Source organism: Leifsonia sp. ALI-44-B (assembly GCF_001984125.1).
GTDB lineage: Bacteria > Actinomycetota > Actinomycetes > Actinomycetales > Microbacteriaceae > Okibacterium.
On sequence record NZ_MTQL01000004.1, the window covers coordinates 16894 to 33236 of the forward strand.

Annotated in this window: 15 protein-coding genes; 11 read left to right on the top strand and 4 right to left on the bottom strand. The window is 67.7% G+C overall.

The window, feature by feature from the left end; genetic code table 11:
• Positions 1–221 precede the first annotated feature (221 nt).
• Positions 222–1757 (top strand): aspartate ammonia-lyase, encoded by a 1536-nt coding sequence (locus ALI44B_RS00350; RefSeq protein ID WP_083709344.1) that lies wholly within the window; start codon positions 222–224, stop codon positions 1755–1757.
• Here ALI44B_RS00350 and ALI44B_RS00355 read toward each other — a convergent pair.
• On the bottom strand, positions 1695–2573 hold the full coding sequence (locus ALI44B_RS00355) for a fumarylacetoacetate hydrolase family protein (RefSeq protein ID WP_077052818.1): 879 nt from the start codon (positions 2571–2573) through the stop codon (positions 1695–1697). The genes ALI44B_RS00350 and ALI44B_RS00355 overlap by 63 nt on opposite strands.
• An 83-nt stretch (positions 2574–2656) precedes the next feature.
• Here ALI44B_RS00355 and ALI44B_RS00360 point away from each other — a divergent pair, with 83 nt between their 5' ends.
• The 3 genes from ALI44B_RS00360 (at position 2657) to ALI44B_RS00370 (ending at position 5386) form a co-directional block, all read left to right on the top strand.
• The gene (locus ALI44B_RS00360) at positions 2657–4159 is read left to right on the top strand and encodes a PrsW family intramembrane metalloprotease (protein WP_083709333.1); all 1503 of its coding nucleotides are present in this window, start codon (positions 2657–2659) and stop codon (positions 4157–4159) included.
• A 327-nt stretch (positions 4160–4486) separates the two neighbouring features.
• Positions 4487–4861 carry an FKBP-type peptidyl-prolyl cis-trans isomerase gene (locus tag ALI44B_RS00365; protein ID WP_077052819.1) on the top strand — a complete coding sequence of 125 codons (375 nt, stop codon included), beginning with the start codon at positions 4487–4489 and terminating at the stop codon, positions 4859–4861.
• Between the two features lie 18 nt (positions 4862–4879).
• Positions 4880–5386 carry an adenine phosphoribosyltransferase gene (locus ALI44B_RS00370; protein ID WP_079728407.1) on the top strand — a complete coding sequence of 169 codons (507 nt, stop codon included), beginning with the start codon at positions 4880–4882 and terminating at the stop codon, positions 5384–5386.
• Positions 5387–5493: 107 nt separating this feature from the next.
• On the opposite strand, the gene ALI44B_RS00375 is transcribed toward ALI44B_RS00370, so the two are convergent.
• Complete coding sequence (locus ALI44B_RS00375; RefSeq protein ID WP_077052860.1) at positions 5494–5901, bottom strand: DUF1304 domain-containing protein; 408 nt, start codon at positions 5899–5901, stop codon at positions 5494–5496.
• Positions 5902–6020: 119 nt separating this feature from the next.
• Here ALI44B_RS00375 and ALI44B_RS00380 point away from each other — a divergent pair, with 119 nt between their 5' ends.
• Positions 6021–7070 (top strand): LLM class flavin-dependent oxidoreductase, encoded by a 1050-nt coding sequence (locus ALI44B_RS00380; protein ID WP_238591935.1) that lies wholly within the window; start codon positions 6021–6023, stop codon positions 7068–7070.
• A gap of 104 nt (positions 7071–7174) precedes the next feature.
• Here the strand turns inward: ALI44B_RS00380 and ALI44B_RS00385 are convergent, their stop codons facing one another.
• A complete protein-coding gene (locus ALI44B_RS00385) occupies positions 7175–7990 on the bottom strand; it encodes a hypothetical protein (protein WP_077052822.1) in 816 nt (271 codons plus the stop codon).
• Between the two features lie 207 nt (positions 7991–8197).
• Between ALI44B_RS00385 and rpsO the strand changes: the two genes are divergently transcribed.
• On the top strand, positions 8198–8467 hold the full coding sequence (gene rpsO, locus ALI44B_RS00390; protein ID WP_077052823.1) for a 30S ribosomal protein S15: 270 nt from the start codon (positions 8198–8200) through the stop codon (positions 8465–8467).
• Positions 8468–8708: 241 nt separating this feature from the next.
• On the opposite strand, the gene ALI44B_RS00395 is transcribed toward rpsO, so the two are convergent.
• A complete protein-coding gene (locus ALI44B_RS00395; RefSeq protein ID WP_077052824.1) occupies positions 8709–9845 on the bottom strand; it encodes an acyltransferase family protein in 1137 nt (378 codons plus the stop codon).
• Positions 9846–10296: 451 nt separating this feature from the next.
• Between ALI44B_RS00395 and ALI44B_RS00405 the strand changes: the two genes are divergently transcribed.
• From ALI44B_RS00405 to ALI44B_RS00425, 5 genes are all read left to right on the top strand, one after another.
• Positions 10297–12588 (top strand): polyribonucleotide nucleotidyltransferase, encoded by a 2292-nt coding sequence (locus ALI44B_RS00405; RefSeq protein ID WP_077052826.1) that lies wholly within the window; start codon positions 10297–10299, stop codon positions 12586–12588.
• 207 nt (positions 12589–12795) lie between these two features.
• The gene (locus ALI44B_RS00410) at positions 12796–14181 is read left to right on the top strand and encodes an aldo/keto reductase (RefSeq protein ID WP_083709335.1); all 1386 of its coding nucleotides are present in this window, start codon (positions 12796–12798) and stop codon (positions 14179–14181) included.
• A 156-nt stretch (positions 14182–14337) separates the two neighbouring features.
• Complete coding sequence (locus tag ALI44B_RS00415) at positions 14338–14940, top strand: histidine phosphatase family protein (protein ID WP_077052827.1); 603 nt, start codon at positions 14338–14340, stop codon at positions 14938–14940.
• Positions 14941–15057: 117 nt separating this feature from the next.
• On the top strand, positions 15058–15888 hold the full coding sequence (gene dapB / locus ALI44B_RS00420; RefSeq protein ID WP_077052828.1) for a 4-hydroxy-tetrahydrodipicolinate reductase: 831 nt from the start codon (positions 15058–15060) through the stop codon (positions 15886–15888).
• Positions 15885–16328 (top strand): tetratricopeptide repeat protein, encoded by a 444-nt coding sequence (locus ALI44B_RS00425; RefSeq protein ID WP_077052829.1) that lies wholly within the window; start codon positions 15885–15887, stop codon positions 16326–16328. Before dapB ends, ALI44B_RS00425 begins: the two co-directional genes overlap by 4 nt.
• Positions 16329–16343 lie beyond the last annotated feature (15 nt).

Consider the following 16343-nt stretch of genomic DNA (forward strand, 5'->3'; position numbering starts at 1 on the left):
AACGCCGTTTTTCTCCACAGGTGCGCGTCAGGCCGAGACACCGTGACGGCCCCCGGAGTAGGGTGGAGGCATCCGGTCACGAGCCGGATTTTCTCTGCGTCGGCCACAAATTCGGCGCGCCCCGATGAGGCAATGGAGCCACAGTGAACCCTTTCCGAAGTGCGAAGAAGACGGCGACCGCCACGCGCGCGATCGACCACCCCTACCTGCAGGAGGCCGAGATGACCGAGACCGATACCGCCACGCGCGTCGAGTCCGACTCGCTCGGCAGCATGCAGATCCCGGCCGACGTCTACTGGGGCATCCACACGGCCCGCGCGCTCGACAACTTCCCGATCTCGAAGCGGCCCATCTCGGTCTATCCCGACCTCATCGTGGGCCTCGCTTGCGTCAAGCAGGCGGCCGCGCGCGCCAACGTCGAGCTCGGTTCGCTCGATGCCGACAAGGGCGAGCTCATCGACCGCGCCTGCCAAGAGGTCATCGAGGGCCGCTTCCACGACCAGTTCGTCGTGGGCGTCATCCAGGGCGGCGCCGGCACGTCGACCAACATGAATGCCAACGAGGTCATCACCAACATCGCGCTCGAGCTGGCGGGCCGCGAGAAGGGCGACTACGCCTTCCTCTCGCCGATCGACCACACCAACCGCTCGCAGTCCACCAACGACACCTACCCCACGGCCATCAAGATCGGTTTGGCGCTGTCGCTGCGCACGCTCCTCACCGAACTCGAGCTGTTGCGCCGCTCCTTCTCGGTCAAGGCCGACGAGTTCCGCCACGTGTTGAAGGTCGGGCGCACGCAGCTGCAAGACGCCGTGCCCATGACTCTCGGGCAAGAGTTCCACGGCTTCGCGACCACCCTGGGCGAAGACCACGAGCGGCTCGGCGAGACCACGTGGCTGCTGGCCGAGGTCAACCTCGGGGCCACGGCCATCGGCACGGGCATCACTGCCGACCCGCGTTACGCGTCCACCGTCATCCGCCACCTCAACGAGATCACGGGCCTCACGCTCGAGACCGCGCCCGACCTCGTCGAGTCGACGAGCGACGCGGGCGCGTTCATGTCGTTCAGCGGCACGCTCAAGCGCTCGGCCATCAAGCTGTCCAAGATCTGCAACGACCTGCGCCTGCTGTCCTCGGGCCCGCAGGCCGGCTTCGGCGAGATCAACCTGCCGGCCAAGCAGGCGGGTTCGTCGATCATGCCGGGCAAGGTCAACCCCGTCATCCCCGAGGTCGTCAACCAGGTCGCGTTCTCGGTCGTCGGCGCCGACATGACCGTCACGATGGCGGCCGAGGCCGGTCAACTGCAGCTCAACGCGTTCGAGCCCGTCATCGCGCATTCGCTCTTCCAGTCCATCACGTGGATGGCGGGGGCCTGCCACACCCTGCGCGTCAACTGCATCGACGGCATCACGGCCAACCACGAGCGCCTCGAGACCATGGTGGGTTCGTCGGTGGGCGTCATCACGGCCCTCACGCCCTACATCGGCTACACGGCCGCCGCGGCCCTCGCCAAGACGGCCCTGCTCACGGGTCGCAACATCGCCGACCTCGTCGTCGAGTCGAAGCTCATGTCGCGCGAAGAGGTCACCAAGCAGCTGTCACCGGCGCGCCTGTCGGGCCTCGAGGTCATCACGACCGCCATCCCCGTCATCGACGGCAGCGCGGCGAGCGAAAAGGCCTCGACGCAGGCGCACTCAGATCATGCGGCAATGGGTGGTGAGTTCGCCGATACCCTCGACGGACACGGTGACCGTTGACCGGTCCCGCAGAAACACCTGGGGGTCGCGGCTATAACCCGCGCCCCCGGGGCTGCCCGTCGAGATGAGGGTGCCCGGCAGCAGCGTGATCGAGCGAGAGATCTGCTCGATCAAGACGGCCACGCTCCGCACCATGTGCGACGTGTCCGAGTCCTGCATCACGTGACCGTCGAGCACCGTGCCGACGTGCAGGTTCTGCGGGTCGGCGATCTCGTCACGCGTGACGACGAGCGGCCCGGTCGGCGTGAAACCGTCGAAGCTCTTGCACCTCGTCCACTGCGCCTCGGAATACTGGATGTCGCGCGCCGTGATGTCGTTCACCACCGTGTAGCCGAACACGTAGTCGAGCGCGTCCTCGCGGCTCACGTTCTTCGCCGGCCTGCCGATGATCACGCCGAGCTCGGCCTCGTAGTCGATCGACTCCGACAGGCTGCGCGGCCACGTCGTCGTGCCGCCGTGCCCCGCCAACGAGTTCGTCCACAACGAGAACAGCGTGGGGGAGTTGTCGGTCTTCAGGTTGAGCTCGCTCGAATGCGCCGCATAGTTGAGACCCACGGCGATGACCTGCGGCGGGCGCAGAACCGCGGAGGCGTGCGTGAAGCCGCTCAGCGGATAGACCCGATCGTGCTGCCATCCGACCGCCTCGACGGCCGCGCGGATGCGAGCGTCTTCGGAGTCGCCACGCTCGATGAGCTGCTGCAGATCGACGGGGGAATCCTCGACCAGATCCTCGACGTATTGGACGAGGTCGTCGTGTCGCACCACCAGCCTCGTCGTCTCGGAACGGTCGTCGGCAATGAGATGGGCGTACTTCACCCCTTCAGGCTATCGGGTCGGATGACCCCCGTTCGGGTTTTGTGCGATTCGTTCACCCAGGCTGGAGCGCTTATTCTAGGTCGATGACGTACCCGACCCCGGGCGACGACCCGAACTCGTCGCACGGCCGGTTGCCCTCCGGCCCACCCATCCTCAACGCGCCCCCGGGCGCGCCTTCCGCCCCGAACAGCGCCCAGCCCGAGCAGCAGCATGCCTACGCGTCGCCCGATCGCTCGAGCCAGCAGGCGCCGCTCGCCCCGCAGGAACCGCCGCTCACACCGCGCGATCCCTACGCCACCGACGGGCGTGTCCCGGGCCCCGGTGCGCAAAACGGACCCGCCTCCGCCCCCAATTCGGGGCGTTATTTCCCTCCGCAGCCCGTCTATGGCGGCCCCGGATTTACTCAGCCGGCGCGCGACGCTCAGCCGCAATACGCGCAGCCGGCCAAGGCGCCCTATTTCGTGCAGCCCGTCTGGTCGCAGCGCGTCAAACCGTCCTCCGTCATGGCCGTTCTCGCGCTCTCAGCGATAGCCGTGCTCGGCCTGCTGCTCGGCGGGCTCATCATTTACTTCGTGTCGCAGCTCGGCGCCATGGCCGTCGGGCTCTCGTTCTTCGGCGCGCTCATCCCGCTCGCCGTGGTGCTCGCGGCCGTCGCCTGGGTCGACCGCTGGGAACCCGAGCCCCGTCTCGCCCTCGTCTTCTCGTTCCTGTGGGGAGCGGCGGCCGCCGCATCCATGGCCCTGCTGGTCGGCCTCGGGGTCGAGGTCGCCGCCTATCTGGCCACGGGTTCCGGGCCGGGGGCGTTCTTCTCGGCGGCCATCCAGGCGCCCATCGTCGAAGAAACCGCCAAGGGTCTCGGCATCCTCATCGTCTTCTATGCCGCGCGCCGCCACTTCGACGGCCCGCTCGACGGCATGGTCTATGCGGCCGTCATCGCCGCCGGGTTCGCCTTCACCGAGAACATCCTCTATTTCGCGCAGGCACTGTGGGATGGCGGCTTCAGCGGTTTGAGCGTCACCTTCGTACTGCGCGCCGTGCTCTCGCCGTTCGCGCACGTCATGTTCACCACCATGACGGGTCTCGCCCTCGGTTTCGCCGCCCGACGTTCCACCTCTCTCGGCGCTCTGCTCTACTTCCTGGTCGGCCTCGTGCCGGCCATTTTGCTGCACGCCCTCTGGAACGGTGCGCTCTTCTTCATCGACTCGCTCGGCAGCTACATCGTCTACTACCTGCTCGTGCAGGTGCCGCTCTTCGCGGGCGCGGTGACGCTCACGGTGCTCGTGCGCCGGCACGAGATCAAGCTGACGCAGGCGCGCCTGAACGAATATGCGGCAGCCGGCTGGTTCACGCCCGCCGAGGTCACGATGCTGGCCACCTGGTCGGGTCGCCGTCGTGCCCGCGCGTGGGCGGCGACGCTTCCGGGCGACAAGGGCAAGGTCATGCGCCAGTTCGCGCGCGACGCCACACGCCTCGCCTACACGCGCCAGCGCATCATCACGGGCCGCAACCACCTGGTCAACCGCCGCACCGAACAAGAGCTCCTCGCCGCGGTCACGACCGACCGCGCAGTCCTCCTCGGCCCCTAGCCAACCCCGCCGCACAGGCCCTGAGGCTCGGAGCCACAGACAAGCGGCGTGGTCGCGTCACACGGCGCACAAGCCCGGTCGCGCCCGGCACCCAAACCAACCGGCCCGGCTCACCCACCCTCGCGAGGCAGATCGTGGGCAAATACAGACTCATCGCCCGGTGCAGCGGCAATGCCTGCGAGTCTCCCGGGCGACGAGTTATGTTCTCAGGATGCTCCCGTCCGCCCATAATTGCAACACTTTTTTGCCGACCGGATGACGCGCCACACGGCCTTCCCACCCCGCCCCGTTTTTGACTCCCGAGCCCCGCTCGGCTTGGATGGAACCATGACTGATTCTGCGAAGAGCAAGCCCGAGATCGAAGCCCCCTCCGGCCCCGCGCCCGAGACCCTCGAGGTCGTCGACCTCATCATCGGCGAAGGTGACGAGGCGGCCGCGTCCTCGACCGTCGACGTGCACTACCTGGGCGTTGCCTACGACTCCGGCGAGGAGTTCGACTCCTCGTGGAGCCGCGGCCAGTCCATCAACTTCCCCCTGCGCAACCTCATCGCCGGCTGGCAGGAAGGCATCCCCGGCATGAAGGTCGGCGGTCGCCGCCAGCTGACGGTTCCGCCGCACCTGGCTTACGGCCCGGCCGGCGGGGGACACCCGCTCTCGGGCGAGACCCTCATCTTCGTCATCGACCTGTTGGGTGTGAAGTAACCCTTGACCGTCGAAGAGATGGTGCTCTCGCTGAGTGACACCATCCCGGACTTCCCGAAACCGGGAATCCTGTTCCGCGATCTGACCCCCGTGTTCGCCGATGCCGACGCCTTCCGCGCGGTCATCGACGACCTGGCGGGTCGCTTCGCGGGGCGGTATGACGCGGTGGCGGGCGTCGAGGCGCGCGGCTTCTTGCTGGCCTCGGCGTTGGCGTATGCATCCCACACGCCGTTGGCCATCGTGCGCAAGGCCGGCAAGCTTCCGGGCGAGGTGCTGAGCGAGGACTACGGCCTCGAATACGGCGCCGCCACGCTCGAGATCCGCCCCGGTCAGCTGCCGCAGGGCTCGCGCGTGCTGATCCTCGACGATGTGCTCGCGACGGGCGGGTCGTCGAACGCGGCAGCCACGCTCATCGAGCGCGCGGGTTACGTCGTCGCGGGCATCGGCCTGGTGCTCGAGCTCGACGGTCTCGGCGGGCGCCAGGTGCTCTCCGACTACGACGTCTACTCGATCGTCGCCGAATAGCCCGCAGCCGGGCGACGAGCACGGCACAGACGCACCACATCAGAAACGCGCCGCCCCCGAGGGACGGCGCGTTTCGTGTGTCACGACGCTAAGAGGAACGTGAGTGGTCAGACGAGACCGGGGTTCAGCCATCCGACGATGTAAAGGATGACGGTGATGAGCGGCAACGTGCCCTGCACGATGGCGGGCTTGATGCGGCCGGGGCCAGTGGTAGTCAAGACGATCGCGGCGGCCAGCATGGATGCGACGGAGAACAACCCGATCGCGAAGCCTGCCTGCTGCACGCCCACGCCGTAGAGGATGCCGCCGAGCAGGGCGCCGACCGCGAGGAAGAGGTTGTAATACCCCTGGTTGTACATGAGCGCCTTGACGGCGGGCTGGTCGGCCTCCTCCTGCGACGACAGGCCGAAGCGGCGCCAGACCGTCGGCCGGGAGAACGCGTAGGACTCCCAATAGAAGATGACGATGTGCAGAACGGCCGAGAGCGTCGCCGCGATAGTTACCAGGATCACCATGACCCGAGCGTAGGACGCCGGGGTGCCCCGCGCCGGCACGCCGCGCCGCTCTCATTTCGGCCGATCCGGGAATGGAGCAGCCTCCGGCGCGTTGTCTCTACGGTGAGAAAGGATGTGCGTTGAAACTCTCCGTACTCGACTTGGTGCCCGTTCGCACCGATCAAAACTCCTCAGAGGCGATCGCCGCGTCGATCGGGCTGGCTCAGGCCGCCGACCGCCTGGGGTACACCCGCTACTGGGTGGCCGAACACCACAACATGGCGTCGGTCGCCTCGACAAACCCGCCCATCATCATCGCGATCCTGGCATCGCGCACCGAGCGCATCCGCGTGGGATCGGGCGGCGTCATGCTGCCCAACCACGCGCCGCTCGTCGTCGCCGAGCAGTTCGCGGCCCTCGAGGCCGTTGCCCCGGGCCGCATCGACCTGGCCCTCGGCCGCGCCCCCGGCAGCGATCCCGTCGTCACGGCCGTGCTCAACCGCTCGGGTGCCACGTCCGACGTCAACGCGTTCCCCAACTCGGTCGGCGACATCATCGCGCTGCTCTCGCCCGAGGGTGCCACGGTGCGCCTGACGTCCGGCCAGGAATACGGCCTCAAGGCCACGCCGCGCGCCACGAGCGTTCCGGATGTCTGGCTGCTGGGTTCGAGCGACTACTCGGCGCAGCTGGCCGCCTCCCTGGGCCTGCCCTACGTGTTCGCGCACCACTTCAGCGGCGAGGGCACCGAACGCGCGCTCGACCTCTACCGCTCGCAGTTCCGCCCGTCCGAGTTCCTCGAGGCGCCCCGCACCTTCTTGACCGCCAACGTGGTCGCCGCCGACACGGTCGACGAGGCCGCTCTCCTCGCGCTGCCGCAGATGCAACAGATGGCCCGCCTGCGCACCAACGATCCGCTGGGCGCCCTGCTCACGGTGGAGGAGGCGCTCGCCGCCGACGTCACCGACCTGCAGAAGGAGTTCGTCGAGCGCATGCGTGGCACCTGGATCATCGACGACGGCGCCGGTGCGGCCGCGCGCCTGCGCCAGCTGGGCGAGCGTTTCGGTGTCGACGAGGTCATGGTCTCGCCGGGCGCCTCGGCCCGCCGGGGCACCGCTCCGGATGCCGCACCCGCCCGTATCCGCACGCTCGAGCTGCTGGCCGAGCACCTGCTCACGAGCGACGCGGCTTAAGCCTCAGCGCCGATCGAGCACGAAGAAGGGCCCCGGATGATTCCGGGGCCCTTCTTCTGTGTCCGACGCTCCTCTTCGACGGGGAGTGCTCGGTGACCGGCTGGCTAGAACCCGCCGAAGTCCCCACCACCGAAGTCTCCGCCGCCACCGAAGTCACCGAAGCCGCCTCCGCCGAAGTCTCCGCCGCCGTCGGCCGAGATCGTGTCGGCACCGGGGTCGCCGCCCGCGTCGGATCCGGCACCCGAATCGGCTCCGGCATCCTGCGAGCCATCGCCCGAGCCGTCCTGCGAGCCGTCGCCCGAGCCGTCGCCCGAGCCGTCACCCGACGCGTCGTTGCCACCCATGTCGTTGGGCAGGAACGCCGACATGAGCGCGGACGCCACGAAGAAGCCGGCCACGGTGCCCATCAACGAACCGGCGAACATGCTGCCCATGCCGGGCCCGCCGCGACCGCCCTGGTTCGAGAACGAACGCTCGAGCGTGCCGGGCTGGCGCATTTCGGACCGCGTCGCCGACGACGCAAGAGCCGCGGGGGAGTCGTCGCGCGGGGCGTCGCCCTGGGGCGCGTTCTGGCTGAGCTCCTGGAACACCTGCTGGCGTTGTTCGGGGGTCAGCTTGCCGAACGCCTCGCGGTGAACCTCTTCGATCTGCTCGGGGGGAGCCGTGCGCAGCAGGTAGCGGTAACGCTCGATGGCGATCTCGTCCTCGCTGCGCGGCTGGCCGTTGGCTCCGGCACCCTGCTGCCCGGGGTTCTGCTGCTGGCCGGCGCCCTGCTGTGGGTAACCACCCTGCGGCTGGTCGTAGGACTGCTGCCCGTAGCGGTACTGCCCCTGGCCGTACTGCCCGCCGGGGTTCTGCTGATTCTGCGGGTTCTGCTGGTTCGGTTCTTCGCGTCCGAGAAGTCGGTCGAGGAATCCCATGTCGGTGGCCCTTCAGCTATGAACGAGGTATGTTCACCCGAGCCTAGGCACGCGGCATCCCGGATGTCTGTGCCCCCACTGTGAGAGCACTGGCAGCGCCCAGCCTCTGATAGACTCGCTCAGTTGCCGTCTGAACGGCCGCGGATAAAGAGAGCCACAGCATCCCGCTGGTAGGCACCGCGCAACGAGAGAAAGGGGATCGGCTCTATGGCACTTAATGGAGGAGCTAAGAAGGCGATCATCGAAGAATATGCGACCCACCCTGGCGACACCGGTTCCCCCGAGGTTCAGGTAGCCATCATGAGCGCTCGAATCAAGGAATTGACCGAGCACCTCAAGGAGCACAAGCACGACCACCACTCGCGTCGTGGCCTGCTTCTGCTGGTTGGTCAGCGCCGTCGTCTGCTCGGCTACCTCGCCGACGTCGACATCGCCCGCTACCGTACGCTCATCGAGCGTCTCGGACTGCGCCGCTAATTCTCGCAAGAGAACGAAGGCACAGCGGGTCTCTTCGCTGAGACCGCGATCTTCTTCGCGAATGGCCGTCACCTTCGGGTGGCGGCCATTCGTCGTTTCCGCCGCTGGTCCGCAGTGCGCGGCAACTCGCCGCTTGCGGGGTCGTCGGTCCCCGGCGAGCGGCATCGTGACGCCCCCCGCCTCACAGCCCATGCCGACCCCGCCCCATGCCGACCCGCCCCATGCCCCTCACGACACCGGGCTACGGCGTGCGGCGAGACCCCGTCGGGTCGGTGCGCGACGGCCCCACGCGCTCCTCGTCGGCCGGGCGCACGAACAACCAGCGCGGTTTCGGCTCGATGAGCGGTCGGAACACGCGGCGCACGGGCGCGGTCGACAGGACGACGGCGATACCGACGGCCGCGAGGAGCATGATGACGAGCCAGACATCCGGATCGAGCCCCTGCCGCAGCATCCCGGACTGCCGGATGGGATAGAGCACGAAGCTGTGCAGCAGATAGACGTACATGGTGGCCTGGCCGAACGACGTCATCCAGGTCTGCCGCCGCGGCACGAGCACGAAGAAGGCTGCGCTCAACAGCACGGCCAGGGCGATCAGGCCGAGTCGCACGAGCCCCGCCCACCACACACCCTCGCCGAGCCCCTGATACGAGTCGTCGTAGAAGAACCACAGCCGCAGGTCGATGTCGCGCCACACGTCGATGAAGGCAACGAGAACGGCCGCGAGCACGGCGAACAGCCCGAGGGCCGCAGCGCGCACGGGCCACGTCTGCCGCTCGGTCACACGCCACCGGTCGACAAGCTTCCACGACCGCAGCTTCCAGCCCAACACGAAGAACGGCAAGATGCCGAGCGTGCGGCTGAGCGAGAACGTGCTGTCGACGTTGTCGAGATAGCCCACACCCACCGAGATCACGACGGCCCAGAGAAGTGGCCAGCGGATGAGCGCAAGATACGGCAAGATCAGCCGGAAGATGCCGAGCGCCAGCAAGAACCACAGCGTCCACGACGGCTGGGTGGGGTTCACGTTGAGCTCGCCCTCCACCCAGAACTGCACGAGCGTCCAGATGCTCTCCATGATCAGATAGGGCAGCAGGATGTCGGTGATCACGCGCGCCATCTGCCGCCGCCCGGGCGGGTCCGACTTCGAGAAGTAGCCGCTCACGATGGCGAACGCGGGCATGTGGAACGCGTAGATGAGCAGATAGACCGTGAGTGCGGCATCCGAATCCTCGGTCAGGCGCTGAATGCCGTGGCCCATGACGACCAGCACGATGCAGGCGAACCGCGCGTTGTCCCAGAACGGCACGCGTTTCTTCTGAGGGCGGGCGGCGGATGTTGTGCCGCCCGGCTCGGTCTCGTCGGGGGAGAGCGTCATGACTCCTCGTTTCGGTCGGCACCAAACCTATCGCGACGTGCACCGCCCGGCCCGTCTTTTCAGCCCTCGAATTCGCGTCCGACCCGGCCCCAACCGGGCCCGCCGCGGCCGCCCGTTCCTGAATGCAATATGTGCGCCTCCGGTGCAAACGAACCCTTGTCTGGTAGAATTTCGATGTCCGGTCACCTCTGATCGGGCATGAGTAACACGGAGCAGGCCGGCAGGAAGCTGGTCCTCGGTGGTGAACTCCCTTCCCTCGGTCGACAGATCTGGTGCCCGCACCCGGTCCGATCCGCGCGGATGGTGGCTTTCTACTGGAGATCAGCCAAGTCCCAAAAGTTCGGCGACTTGAGTACGTACTGCCTGTTCCTGCTTTGGTATGTCTGAATCGGGCGCGAATGACCGCGCCCACTGCCGCGTGAACCCGCGGCACCAACGTAAGGAGTGACCTGTGGAAGGTCCAGAAATCAAATTCGCCGAAGCTGTGCTGGATAACGGCGCCTACGGCAAGCGAACGGTCCGTTTCGAGACCGGTCGCCTCGCGCAGCAGGCTCAGGGAGCCGTCGCTGCCTACCTCGATGAAGAAACCATGCTTCTCTCGGCCACCTCGGCCTCGAAGCACCCGAAAGACAACTTCGACTTCTTCCCGCTGACGGTCGACGTCGAAGAGCGCAGCTACGCTGCCGGCAAGATCCCCGGTTCGTTCTTCCGCCGCGAAGGCCGTCCCTCCACCGAGGCCATCCTCGTGTGCCGCCTCATCGACCGTCCGTTGCGTCCGTCCTTCGTGACCGGCCTGCGCAACGAGGTCCAGATCGTCGTCACCGTGCTGTCGATCGCCCCCGGCGAGTTCTACGACGCGCTGGCCATCAACGCGGCATCCGCCTCCACCCAGATCTCGGGCCTGCCCTTTAGCGGCCCGATCGCCGGTGTGCGCCTCGCCCTCATCCCCGGTGCCAACAACGGTTCCGGCCAGTGGGTCGCGTTCCCCAAGGCTGAGCAGCTCGAAGAGGCCGTCTTCGACCTCATCGTCGCCGGCCGTGTCGTCACCGACGCCGAGGGCAACGAAGACGTCGCGATCATGATGGTCGAGGCCGAAGCCACCGAGAACAGCTGGAACCTCATCCAGGGCGGCGCCATCAAGCCCAACGAAGAGGTCGTGGCCGAGGGCCTCGAGGCCTCGAAGCCCTTCATCAAGGAGCTCGTCGCGGCGCAGAACGTTCTCGCCAACCAGGCTGCCAAGGAGATCGCCGACTACCCGGTGTTCCTGCCCTACAGCAAAGAGACCTACGACCACGTTGCAGGCCTCGCCTACGACGACCTGGTCAACGTCTACCAGATCGCCGACAAGGTCGAGCGTCAGAACGCCGACGACTCGCTCAAGGAGCGCGTCAAGGCGTCGCTCACCGAGCGCGTCGAAGCCGGCGAACTCGACGGCGAAGTCCTGCGCGACTTCTCGGCGGCCTACAAGTCCGTCACCAAGGTGGTCGTCCGCGGCCGCATCCTGCGTGAAGGCGTTCGCATGGACGGGCGCGGCCTGGCCGACATCCGCCCGCTCGATGCCGAAGTCCAGGTCATCCCGCGCGTGCACGGTTCCGCCGTGTTCCAGCGTGGCGAGACCCAGATCCTCGGTGTCACCACCCTCAACATGTTGAAGATGGAACAGCAGATCGACTCGCTCTCGCCCGTCAAGAGCAAGCGTTACCTGCACCACTACAACTTCCCGCCCTACTCCACCGGTGAGACCGGTCGCGTCGGCACCCCGAAGCGTCGCGAGATCGGGCACGGCTTCCTCGCCGAGCGCGCCCTCGTTCCGGTTCTGCCGAGCCGCGAAGAGTTCCCCTACGCCATCCGTCAGGTCTCCGAGGCGCTGTCCTCCAACGGCTCGACCTCGATGGGCTCCGTCTGCGCGTCGACCCTGTCGCTGCTGAACGCCGGTGTGCCGCTGCGCGCGCCCGTCGCCGGCATCGCCATGGGCCTCGTGTCCGACACCGTCGATGGCCAGACGCGCTACGCGGCTCTCACCGACATCCTCGGTGCCGAAGACGCGCTCGGAGACATGGACTTCAAGGTCGCCGGCACCAGCGAGTTCGTCACCGCGATCCAGCTCGACACCAAGCTCGACGGCATCCCTGCCTCGGTGCTCGCTGCCGCTCTGACGCAGGCGAAGGACGCCCGCACCACGATCCTCTCCGTGCTCAACGCGGCGATCGACGCTCCCGACGAGATGGCGCCCACGGCTCCTCGCGTCATCAGCGTGCAGATCCCCGTCGACAAGATCGGCGAGCTCATCGGACCCAAGGGCAAGACGATCAACGCCATCCAGGACGAGACCGGCGCCGACATCTCGATCGAAGAGAACGGCACCGTCTACATCGGCGCCGTCGACGGTCCGTCGGCCGAGGCTGCTCGTGCCCGGGTGAACGCCATCGCCAACCCGACCAACCCCGAGGTCGGCGAGCAGTTCCTCGGAACCGTCGTGAAGATCGCCGCCTTCGGCGCCTTCGTCTCGCTGCTTCCCGGCAAGGACGGCCTGCTGCACATCTCCGAGGTGCGCAAGCTCGCGGGTGGCAAGCGCGTCGAGAACGTCGAAGACGTGCTCGGTGTCGGCCAGAAGATCCTCGTCGAGATCACCAAGATCGACGACCGTGGCAAGCTGTCGCTCGCTCCCGTCGTGGCTGAGGAAGCTGACACGCAGTCGAGTGCTGCCGCCAGCGAGGGCCCCGAGGCTCCGGCCGAAGGCTAATCCCTTCCCGGTCGCCCACGGCGATTCACGAACGCGCTCGTCCCTCACGGGGCGAGCGCGTTCGTCGTTGTCGAATCGTTATGATCCAATCTGTCAAGGGCGCGGGCGATATCCGGTGCGGATGTCTGAAGTGACCTACCCTCGAAGTAGGCGATGGGGGTCGCCTGGTACGTGTCCGGGCAACACCGCAGGCGAGAGGGGGCGGAGATGGCGAAGTTCATCCCGCGGCTCTTCACCGTGTCCGAACCGGCCGAGGCGACGGTCGAGGAGACCGATTCGGCTCCTCCCGTGACCTCCGGTGTCGCCGTGCGAAGTGGCCGCCATGCCGCCCGGGCGAATGTCGTGACCGCGACGGCAGAGGCTGTGGCGGAAGCCGAAGCCGAGTCGCTGGCGACCGGCGGTATCGACGCGATAGCTGCTATCGAGGCGCGTCTGCGGGCCTCCGCGCCCGTCGTCACGGGCACCACATCGGTTGTGGCGCCCGATACCGATACCGATGCCGCATCTTCCGCCGGGAGTCCCGCTGTCGCCTCGCAGAAGACGCGCCGGGCGAACGCCGTGCCGACCTCGGCGCAGGCTCTCGTCGCGACACCGGCGCAGACAAGTGCTCGTGCCGATCTGCCCGCGCACCCCTCCGCTCCGATCCCCGTGCTGGGCGACGGCGTGGGTGCGAGCATCCGCAACACCGTCGGCGATAGCGAGCTCGAGGTGTTCCCTGTGTCGCTCGGCACCAGCGTGTTCGGCTGGACGGCCGAGTCGACGGCATCCGAAGCGATCCTCAATCGCTACGCCGATTTCGGCGGCAACTTCATCGACACGGCCGACAGCTACTCGGGCGGCCGCAGCGAGCACATCATCGGGCGCTGGATGTCGAGGCGCCGCAATCGCGACGACATGGTCGTGGCGACGAAGATCGGCCGTCACCCCGACAGCCCGGGCCTCGGCCCCGTGAACATGGTGCGCGCCGTCGAGGCCAGCCTCGAGCGCCTCGACACCGACCACATCGATCTGCTCTACTTTCACGACGACGACGACTCCGTGCGCCTCGAAGATGCGCTGGGCACGGCGCAGTGGCTCATCGAGACGGGCAAGGTGCGCTACCTGGGCGTCTCGAACTTCACGCCCGAGCGCCTGATCGAGGCCCGCATCCTCGCCGCCGCCGGCTACCCGCGCTTCGAGGCCGTCGAAACGCACTACAGCCTGCTCACTCGCGAGCGTTACGAGGGCGGGCTGCAGCTCGTCGCGCAGGGCCAGGGGCTCGGCGTCATGCCGTACTACGCGCTGGAGAATGGTTTCCTCACGGGCAAGTACCGCTCGCGTGCCGACTTCGCCGATCGTCTGCGTTCCGCCAAGGCCGCCGAGCACCTCGGCCGCCGCGGCCTGCGCGTCTTGAAGGCCCTCGACCAGATCGCGCTCGAAATCGGCGTGAGCGTCACGACCATCGCTATCGCGTGGCTGCAGCACCGACCGGGGGTCGCAGCGCCCGTCGTGAGTGCATCCCGACCGGAACAGGTCGACGCCATCGTGCAGTCCGCCGGCGTGCAGCTCACGCGCACGCAGGTGCTCGATCTGGAACGCGCCTCGCGCATCTGAGGCTGCATCGGGTTTACTCGAGATGCTCTGCGGGCTCCCAGGCGCGCACCCCACCCCTGTCGTAAGCTGAATGCTGGAAAACGTACCCCGTCGACACCGACGATCCCGGCGCCGAAGGCGGGACCGCGGGCCAGGCGGGGCCAAGGAGTAGCACCGGTGTCACACTATATTTACCTCGTCCGCCACGGAGAACAGCAAGACGCTGAGCACGGCATGCCCGACGGGCCGCTGTCCGCCCGGGGCCGACGTCAGGCGCAACTCCTGGCCGAGCGGCTGGGGGGAGTGCCCATGGACAATGCGTGGCATTCGCCCCTGCAGCGCGCGTCCGAGACGGCCAAGATCATCGCCGAGCGCCTGCCGGCCCTTGAGCCCGAGCCCTCGGCCCTGCTGTTCGACTGCGTGCCCTCGGGCAAGACGGCCAACACGCCCGCGGCCTACGACGCGTTTTTCGGGTCGGTGACCGAAGAAGAGGTCGACGCGGGTTCGGCACAGATGTCCGACGCCGTGTCCGAGTTCCTGGCGCCCGTGCGCGGAGAACGACACGATCTGCTCATCACCCACAACTTCGTCATCGGATGGTTCGTCCGCGAGGTGCTCGAAGCGCCCGAGTGGCGGTGGACGACGTTGAACCAGGCGAATTGCGGGCTCACGATCATCCACCAGAAGGCCGGACGGCCGTGGACCCTCGTCACCCACAACGACCTGTCGCACCTGCCATTCGAGATCCGCACCGGGCTGCCCGACACTATCCCGGCCTAGAGCGGGTTCGCCGGCACGGCACGGCTCGGCTCCGGCACGGCTCCGCTCCGGCACGTCTTCGGCACGGCGCGGGCGCAAGCCCGGGCGGCGGCGCGCGGCGCTTGGTAGGTTTGAGGCATGACAACGAGAGTCGCCGTCGTCGGCGCCACCGGAAAAATGGGCACCCTTGTTCGCGAGCTGGTCGAGCAGACCGACGGCTTCGAGGTCGTGGCCGCGCTCGATTCTTCGTCGCCGCTCACCGAGATGGACGATGCCGACCTCGTGGTCGACGTCACATCGCCGGCGGTCAGCCCGCAGGTCGTGCAGCATGCCGTCGAGCGTGGCCTCAAGGTGCTCGTCGGGTCGTCCGGCTGGTCGAGCTCGCGCATCACGACGCTCGAGACGCAGGTCGCACAGTCCACGAGCGGTGTCGTCATCATCCCCAATTTCTCGCTCGGCTCGGTTCTGGCCACGGCGTTCGCCGCGATGGCGGGCCGATTCTATGACTCGATCGAGATCATCGAGGCGCACAGGTCCTCCAAGGTCGATTCGCCGAGCGGCACGGCCGTGCGCACCGCCGAGCTCATCCAGGCGGCCCGCGCCGGCCAGGGGCCCGTCGAGGCGCCGCACACCGATCAGCGGGCTCGCGGACAGCAGGTATCGAGCATCCCCATTCACAGCCTGCGCATGCGCGGCGTGGTCGCCAAGCAGGATGTCGTGTTCGGCGGCACGGGCGAAGTGCTCACCATCTCGCACGACACGCTCGATCCCTCGGCCTACGAGCGCGGCATCGTCATAGCGCTCGAGGCGGCGCGATCGGCCGTCGGGGTGACCGTCGGCCTCGACAAGCTCCTCGATCTCGACCTGTCGTCCTCGCGGGGCGCGGATGCTGCACTCACCGTCGATGACCCTGCTGCCGGCCCCGAGAACACCTCGGGCCAGGCCGCTCAGGCAGCGACGCCTCGATGACCACGCGCCTGCTCGTCGGCGTCATGGCCGTGCTGTTGCTGCTCTACATCGTTCTGGTCGGCCAGCGGGCCGTGTTGCTCGTGGCGACGGGCGAGCCCATCGCCATCGTCATGGGTGTTGCCCTGCTCGTCATCCCGATAATCGGCCTGTGGGCGCTCGCGCGCGAACTGCTGTTCGGTGTGCGCGCCGACAAGCTCGGACGCCGACTCGGCGACGAAGACGCGCTGCCCGACGAGGAGCTGCCCGTGCGGCCGTCCGGTCGCCCCCTGCGCGAGGCCGCCGACGAGGTATTCCCGCGCTACCGCTCCGAGGTGGAGCAGAACCCCGAGGACTGGCGTGCCTGGTATCGCCTCGGGCTCGCCTATGACGGCGCGGGCGACCGGCGCCGCGCGCGCCAGGCGATCCGCGAAGCCATCAGTCTCGAGCGCCGCGCCGCTTAGAGACAGACGGCTCGC